Below are 7,939 nucleotides of genomic sequence, written 5' to 3' on the forward strand. Positions count from 1 at the left end.
CCATTCATGTGTTTTTATATACTCTGGGCACGCAAAGGGCTCAGGGCGGAAAGAGGTGAATTCGAGTGAAAGAAGCAATTCAACCGAAATACTTCATTACGACTGTAACTTGCGCATGCGGCAACTCTTTCGAAACAGGTTCCGTTAAAGAGAACTTGAAGGTAGAGGTTTGCTCCGCTTGCCATCCATTCTTCACAGGTAAGCAGAAGTTCTTGGATGCTGGTGGTCGTGTGGATCGATTCAAAAAGAAATACGGTATCTAATACGTCTGTTTACGATATGGACTCCCTTGCTGGCAACAGCCAAGGGAGTTCATTTTTTTGTATATTTTTATCCTTCCTGACTTGATGTTTGCTGTCCGGAACTCGATTTCGCACAAAATGTCAAAACAAAGGGGAGTACATACGGTACGATTGAATGGAATGGGGATTTACGAGGCATGTGCTGGCATTGCCTCAAGATGACTGGGGGGGCTGGCTATGTGGCTGGAGCACGAGAAATGGATCAAAGAAGCAATAGCCTACATAGAACTGCATATTACAGAGGACGTGGATGCAGCAGACATAGCGAAACATTGCACGGTCTCCCGTTTTCACTTTAATCGTGTGTTTCAGCGGCATGTGGGTGTCAGTGTGGGGACATTATTACGGGAGCGCAGATTGGCAAGGGCTGCGGTGGAGCTGTTGTCAACGGACAAGCGCATACTGGACATCGCATTAGAATATCAATTTTCTGGGCAAGACAGCTTCACTCGTGCTTTTAAGCAGCGGTATGGCATGACACCGCATGTATACCGCCAAGGTTTCCGATGCTTTTACACGCCAGAGGGGGATCATCGAATGGATGAGAACAATCAATCTGAGAATACCGGATATGGGATGATGCAGTCTGCTCCACAGGGATGGATCATAACAGGTGTGTATCCGCACCAATATAGCGTTACTCTTGATCGCGTTCATGTATATCGCGGGAGGTCGTCAGGTACCATTCAAGGAAGAGTGGATGCGGATCCACGAGGATTTGGCACGTTGATGCAAATGTTCAAGGCTGAGAATTATGTGGGACAGCGCCTTCGTTTATCAGCGTTTCTGAAGACGGACGACGTGCAGGGATGGGCAGGCATGTGGATGCGGATTGACGGGAAGGATGAAGTGCCTATTAACTTCGACAACATGGACAATCGTCCGATTAGTGGCACGACCGAATGGAGGCCCTATGAAGTTGTACTTGATATTGCACCTTATGCGGAGGCGATTGCATTTGGCGTGCTATTAAGCGGTCCGGGTCAAGTCTGGGTGGATAGATTTCGCTTGGATATTGTTGATGAATCTGTACCTACTACGGGTGGACCAGCGGTAAATGATACAATGCCCAAAGAACCGGTGAATTTGGACTTTGAATTGGGGCCACAGTAGAAGGAGCGGAGCGTGAACGGCATGATCGAAAGGTTGTTTGAGCTTAGTTTGGGATTTATATGGCACATCATCAAGGGTGAGCTGCCCTTGTCCATCGTCGGAAGCACGCTTTTCTTGGGGGTTCTATTTGTTGCGGCAGGAGAGTGGAGTGAACGGCGCAAGCATGCGCGATCGGAACAATTTGGGCATCGTGTGCAAAGAGGAATGGGTACGTTGTTCAAAGACGCATTCATTGTGATGGTTGCTACTGTCTTCGTTGTTGGTGTTGAATACGGTATTTTTCGCTTGGCTGCAAGGGCCCTTCCTGCTTGGGGGTGGCCAGTTCTGCCGGATGGTAATGTTGTACTGGCATGGCTCAGTCTCGCTGTCACAAGTTTCGCATTAGTAGGGGTTATCATTTTGGAGCTCATCTGGGTGGCTAAGACTGTGTCCCTTGCTTCATTCTGGGTCATTTATGTACTGGTATATGCGGTGTTATCAGCTTGTGCACTGCAATGGCTGTATCCGGTATCAGGTGCTACGCCGTGGATTTATTTAGGATCTGGACTTATGAGTTCATTGCTTTGTGTGCTGTTGAAGTATTTGCAACAAATGGAAGAAGATGCGGATGACAGTAAGGAAGAAGCAGATGCCATATCTGTTAACAAATGACGTCAGTTGCACTTTTGCAGCAAATCGTCTATACTAAGTTATGCCGTGCTAGACGGGGAGGTAGCGGTGCCCTGTAACTCGCAATCCGCTGTAGCGAGGTTGAATTCCTGTTAGAGGTTTTGTCGATGTGGGGTTTGGCGTTTACACTCGGTGTTGACGGCTGGGTCCTCCGCAATGGGTGCCTATGAACTTGGTCAGGTCCGGAAGGAAGCAGCCATAAGTAGGAGAGCTCATGTGCCGGAGGGAAGCCTGGCCTGAGTCGTAGTGTAGAAGTGCCGCTCGGATCGCAATTATCAATAACAGGTGCACGGTTCATATAGTGCATACGAGGACACCGGGATAACCGGTGTTTTTTTGTTTCAATAAATATGAATACATGTTCATATTATATAAACAGCAGGAAAAAGATTGCCTGATGGCGAAGTTTAGAGTGAACAGCAAGTGAGCGGATATCTCATTTTCGTTTCTGCAAAAAGAGGTGAGTGTATGATCGATTCAAGCATGCCGTTACACGGCGCTCTGGCGCAGAATTCTATGTCTGATTCCTGCAATGAAGGAGCAAATGTACAGGCGGCGGATACGGAACTAACCCTGCTGCAGCAATTCGCCGGTGCTTTTATTCAGGATGTGAATTTAGGGATCATGCTGCTGAATAATCAGTTCACATTGGTAGACATCAGTGATATGGCGTGCATAGTGATGGGATGGGAGAGAGAGAAGGCGCTCGGGAGACGGGTCAATGAGCTATTTGGTGACATGCCTACAGAGCATCATCTCGTACAACGTTCTCTGCTTGAAGGTGTGAGTGTGCGGAATCATGCTGTCTCTTGGTGCAATGGTGTGGATCGATATGAGCTTCTTATGGATTCGAATGTCATGCGTGATGAACAGCAGCAGATCGTAGGTGCTTATGTGCTATTCAAGGATGTGTCTAATTTGCGCTCGTTGGAGGAGCAGGTACAGCGAAGCGACCGTCTGGCGATGATTGGACAGATTGCCGCAGGCACAGCTCATGAAATTCGTAATCCCTTGACCTCTATTAAGGGGTTTCTGCAAATGTTCAAGAAGACGCTGCGTGACAAGGGAATGGCGAAGGAAGTCCATTACACCGAGATCATGCTGACCGAAATCAACCGAATCAATGAGTTGGTTGGGGAGTTTCTACTCTTAAGCAAGCCGAAGCATGTCACGATTGAGCGTGTGAATGTATATCAGGTGATGAATGATATTTTGCCGATTATTCGGAGTGAAGCAGTGCTGCACGGCGTACATGTTCGATACGAGGCGGGAGAGACTGTGCCGAACGTGGTTGCCGATCGCGAGCTGCTGAAGCAAGTGTTCATCAACATCGCCAAAAATGGTATTGAGGCGATGGTGGAGGGTGGCACACTTACGGTAAGTGTGAAGCGGGATAGTGTGGAGCAGCGTGTGTTGATTGATATCCATGATACGGGGCCGGGAATTCCTGCGTTCCTCGTCGATAAGATATTCGATCCCTTCTTCACCACGAAGCAGAATGGGACAGGGCTTGGATTATCGGTATGCCAACGGATTATCCATGATTTGGGAGGCACGATACGCGTTTCATCCAAGGGGTTTGGCACGACATTCACGCTCGCTGTCCCTTATCAGGGTTCATAGCAGCAGTGACGGACGCCTCTCTTTTCCAAAGAGAGGGAATGGCTGTTTTTTTAGAGGTTATGATATAGTATAATAAGTAAAAACGTTTTCGAGGTTGCATCATGGCTCATATCGCATTGTATCGCGCATGGAGACCACAGTCATTTCAAGACATGGTCGGACAACAGCATATTATTCAAACGCTGCAAAATTCGCTGCGGGAGCAGCGTTTTTCGCATGCATATTTGTTCAGCGGTCCAAGAGGAACCGGGAAGACAAGTGCGGCGAAAATACTGGCGAAGGCTGTCAACTGCGAACAAGGGCCAGGCCCGGAGCCTTGCAACGCTTGTGAAGCGTGTCGGCGCATAACAGCTGGCGCGGTGATGGATGTAGTGGAAATCGATGCTGCATCGAATCGCGGCGTAGAGGAAATTCGCGATCTTCGCGAAAAGGTGAAGTATGCGCCAACGGAAGTTCGCTACAAAGTGTACATCATTGACGAAGTACACATGTTGACGACAGAAGCTTTTAACGCCTTGTTGAAGACGTTAGAAGAGCCGCCAGCGCATGTGATGTTCATCTTGGCGACAACGGAGCCGCATCGACTTCCGGCCACGATTATTTCGCGTTGCCAGCGATTTGACTTTCGTCGAGTTTCACTTGCTGAGCAAGTACAGCGCTTGGCTCAGGTGTGCGAAGAAGAGAGCATCCAGGCAGACCATGACAGTTTGACTTATATTGCGAAGCTGTCTGATGGCGGGATGCGTGATGCGATCAGCTTGCTGGATCAAGCTGCCTCCTTTACTGATGGAGCCATTACCTATCAACAGGTATTGGACATTACAGGAGGTATGCCCGAAGAGAGGTTTGCGGAGCTTGCCCGAGCAGTACAGGCGGGTGATGTAGGTTCTGTTCTTTCGGTGGTTGAGCAGTTGATGCAGGAAGGCAAGAGTGCGGATAAGTGCATGGAAAGCCTGTTGTACTTTTTCCGAGATCTGCTTATGATGAAGATGGTGCCGAGCGGGGATGCGCTAACGGACCGGTTGACTCGCGTAGAGTCTTTCCGTGAAATGGCGGAGGGATTCACAGAGAGTCGTCTATTTCATATCATTGATACGCTGAATCGATACCAGACGGATATGAAGTATGCTGTGCAGCCGCAGACTTTATTCGAAGTCGCGCTGCTTCAATTGGCAGCTTCAGGACAGCGTCCGATGAATCATTATACGGACACTGGGGATTCCGCTCAGGGAGAGGTTCGGCAGGATGGAATGGAACATTCATCCTCCCTGCAACATTTGCGTCAACAGATTACGTCCTTAGAGACGAAGGTTGAACAGCTGATGAAGTCAGGTGGAGGTCGTCAGGAACAGGTAACGCATGAGCGTACGCCTGCTGCGACTCGCCCATCTGGACACGTATCCAAGTTCTCTAAACAGCCACCGCAGTTCACACGGTACCTTGCGAATCATAACAGCGCCGAATTCAATCGCATTCGAGGGAATTGGGGACAAGTGCTTCAGCGAGTGAAGGAAGCCGGTGTTACCATTCATGCTTGGCTGGTTAACGGTGAGCCTGTATCATGTCTAGAGGATCGAATTCTTATCGGTTTCAAAAATTCGATTCATCGTGATACGACGGAGAAGCCGACTAACAAGCAGGTGATTGAGCAAGTGCTATCCGAGACCTTCGGCAAGACATACCAGATGGATACGATGATGCTCAAGGACTGGGAGGCTGCAGCCGCCCAGACAGAGGATAAGGAAGAGCAAGAGTTCCAACTGGAGCCAGAGGGCCAAGAAGGCCGCAATCATTCTCAAGAACCATGGATTGACGAGGCAATCCAGTTATTTGGAGAAGATCTCGTTGTCATAAAAGAGTAACTTATCTTAAATGGAGAAAAAAGGAGATTCACGGCGATGAACAATATGAACCAAATGATGAAACAAGTTAAAAAGATGCAAGAACAAATGTTGAAAGCTCAAGAAGAGTTGGCTGAAAAGAAAACAACTGGTACATCTGGCGGTGGAGCTGTTACTGTAGAGGTTAACGGCCACAAAAAACTGCTTAGCATCTCCATCAAACCAGAAGTAGTAGATGCAGAAGATATCGAAATGCTTCAAGACCTTGTTATTACTGCAGTTAACGATGCGTTGACTAAAGCAGAAGACATGGCAAATGACGACATGTCTAAATTCACAGGCGGAATGAAAATTCCTGGCTTGTTCTAATGTAGAGAAACACGAATGTGAGGCATATACCGATTCTGGTATATGCCGTTTCTACCATTTAGGGGACATTTTTTGATGTGAGACGATGTTGAGTTCGTTGATTAAGCTATCGTAAAGGAGAGCCCGCATTGTATTATCCAGAACCGATCGCCAAGTTGATCGAGGCATTTACACATTTGCCCGGTATTGGGCCGAAGACAGCGGCTCGTCTTGCGTTCCATGTACTCCGCATGCAGGAAGATGACGTTATTGATTTTGCAAAGGCGCTCGTTAATGTGAAGCGGAACCTGCACTACTGCTCTGTGTGCTGCAATATTACAGATATTGATCCTTGCCGTATCTGCTCGGATAAGACACGTGACGCCTCAGTAATGTGTGTTGTTCAGGAAACGAAGGATTTGGTTGCGATGGAGCGAACGAAAGAGTTCATGGGGTATTACCATGTGCTACAGGGCGCGATATCACCAATGGAGGGAGTAGGCCCAGAGGATATACGTCTTGCTGAGCTGCTTAAGCGTTTGAGTGATGAGCGGGTCAAAGAATTGATTTTGGCTACGAATCCAAATATTGAAGGGGAAGCAACAGCGATGTATATTTCGCGGCTTGTGAAGCCGTTTGGCATTCGTGTAACGAGAATTGCTCATGGACTTCCTGTGGGTGGTGACCTCGAATACGCCGATGAGGTGACCTTGTCTAAGGCGTTAGAAGGCCGGAGGGATGTTCTGTAATGGTGGATCTCCATCGTGAGCAGGCCTAAAATGTTGTTTCTTCATGATTTGATATAGAAGCTCTCGAATATCGAGGGCTTTTTTTGTTATCTATAAGAGGATGATTGATATTCCTGTTCATTAGAGTGCTGTCTCGCATGGTCGAAGCAGCTCATAAAGAGGTTCTAGTCTTGTCCCGACGTTCATATTCATGACTAAAGTGAATGTGGGGAGGGGAACTCATGTGGAAACGTATGAAGAACTGGTTCATGCGAAATAGGGACAAGCGTGAGTATGGGTTAATGTTGTCTGAGCAGCAGCTTCTTATGAGGGATATCCGTAATGCGGTTGCGGAGTGGAGAATGGCTTGTGTGCGATTTGAGCATGCACTAGGTACAGATGAGGTGGATTATGCGATCTCGACGCTTGAGGCAGCTGAGAAGCGGATTGCCATGCTGATGAAGAGAGCCAAGCGCGTAGGGATGCATGCATTGCGGTTAGGGGAGGTATTATAGTGATGAAAATGCTGTTGGTTGGTCTGCTCATTGTGTCCATAGCTGGATTGTTCATTGTGCTATTTCGTCAGCGGCTGGCATGGCGTGGTATCATAACCTTTCTTCTTCATGGAGTTAGCGCATTTGCGCTGTTGTACATCGTGAATTCGACGGGGTGGATAGCGGGAATCCATGTACCTATCAACCCTGCCACATTAACAGGAGTGGGGCTTCTGGGTATCCCGGGACTCGCGCTTGTCATTTCCCTTAAAATGGTAGGTATTTAGTGGTTGACGCACCCCTTGTCTTTATGATACATTAATCAATGTCGCTTCGGACATGAGTTAACAAACTTAAAACAAAAAACAGTCTCGAAAAGAGATTGAAAAAAAAGTTTTAAAAAAGTGTTGACAAGAAATGAACGAAATGATAAGATATAAAAGTCGCCGCTGACAAAGCGGTGAGAAAAAGAAAGTAACTAAGAAATTGGTTGCTGACTGAGATTGTTCTTTGAAAACTGAACAACGAGCAACGTTTGTGAATGAGGTAGCAATACCTCGTCAAAAGATATGAGCAGTTCAAACTTAACTTTAACGGAGAGTTTGATCCTGGCTCAGGACGAACGCTGGCGGCGTGCCTAATACATGCAAGTCGAGCGGACTTGAAGGAGTGCTTGCACTCCTGATGGTTAGCGGCGGACGGGTGAGTAACACGTAGGTAACCTGCCCATAAGACTGGGATAACCCACGGAAACGTGAGCTAATACCAGATAGGCATTTTCCTCGCATGAGGGAGATGAGAAAGGCGGAGCAATCTGCCAC

Annotated in this window: 9 protein-coding genes, 1 rRNA gene and 1 other RNA gene; all 11 read left to right on the forward strand. The window is 47.8% G+C overall.

The window, feature by feature from the left end:
* Positions 1-65: 65 nt before the first annotated feature.
* The gene (gene rpmE, locus BP95_RS0113425; protein ID WP_021253430.1) at positions 66-263 is read left to right on the forward strand and encodes a 50S ribosomal protein L31; all 198 of its coding nucleotides are present in this window, start codon (positions 66-68) and stop codon (positions 261-263) included.
* Between the two features lie 216 nt (positions 264-479).
* Positions 480-1,415 (forward strand): helix-turn-helix transcriptional regulator, encoded by a 936-nt coding sequence (locus BP95_RS0113430; protein WP_028532436.1) that lies wholly within the window; start codon positions 480-482, stop codon positions 1,413-1,415.
* A 21-nt stretch (positions 1,416-1,436) separates the two neighbouring features.
* Complete coding sequence (locus BP95_RS0113435) at positions 1,437-2,066, forward strand: hypothetical protein (protein ID WP_155987261.1); 630 nt, start codon at positions 1,437-1,439, stop codon at positions 2,064-2,066.
* 43 nt (positions 2,067-2,109) lie between these two features.
* Positions 2,110-2,377, forward strand: an RNA gene (gene ffs / locus BP95_RS32505) — signal recognition particle sRNA large type.
* A gap of 223 nt (positions 2,378-2,600) precedes the next feature.
* Positions 2,601-3,707 (forward strand): ATP-binding protein, encoded by a 1,107-nt coding sequence (locus BP95_RS0113440; RefSeq protein ID WP_090514527.1) that lies wholly within the window; start codon positions 2,601-2,603, stop codon positions 3,705-3,707.
* Positions 3,708-3,808: 101 nt separating this feature from the next.
* On the forward strand, positions 3,809-5,569 hold the full coding sequence (gene dnaX, locus BP95_RS0113445; protein WP_028532438.1) for a DNA polymerase III subunit gamma/tau: 1,761 nt from the start codon (positions 3,809-3,811) through the stop codon (positions 5,567-5,569).
* A 36-nt stretch (positions 5,570-5,605) separates the two neighbouring features.
* Positions 5,606-5,917 carry a YbaB/EbfC family nucleoid-associated protein gene (locus BP95_RS0113450; protein WP_028532439.1) on the forward strand — a complete coding sequence of 104 codons (312 nt, stop codon included), beginning with the start codon at positions 5,606-5,608 and terminating at the stop codon, positions 5,915-5,917.
* A 128-nt stretch (positions 5,918-6,045) separates the two neighbouring features.
* Positions 6,046-6,645 carry a recombination mediator RecR gene (gene recR / locus BP95_RS0113455; protein WP_021253424.1) on the forward strand — a complete coding sequence of 200 codons (600 nt, stop codon included), beginning with the start codon at positions 6,046-6,048 and terminating at the stop codon, positions 6,643-6,645.
* Between the two features lie 221 nt (positions 6,646-6,866).
* Positions 6,867-7,139: a hypothetical protein gene (locus BP95_RS0113460; protein ID WP_028532440.1), complete on the forward strand. Its 273-nt coding sequence runs from the start codon at positions 6,867-6,869 to the stop codon at positions 7,137-7,139.
* A 2-nt stretch (positions 7,140-7,141) separates the two neighbouring features.
* Positions 7,142-7,405: a pro-sigmaK processing inhibitor BofA family protein gene (locus BP95_RS0113465; protein ID WP_028532441.1), complete on the forward strand. Its 264-nt coding sequence runs from the start codon at positions 7,142-7,144 to the stop codon at positions 7,403-7,405.
* Between the two features lie 303 nt (positions 7,406-7,708).
* A 16S ribosomal RNA gene (locus BP95_RS0113470) occupies positions 7,709-7,939 on the forward strand; the annotation flags it as partial.

The organism is Paenibacillus sp. UNC217MF (assembly GCF_000686865.1).
GTDB lineage: Bacteria > Bacillota > Bacilli > Paenibacillales > Paenibacillaceae > Paenibacillus_B > Paenibacillus_B suaedae.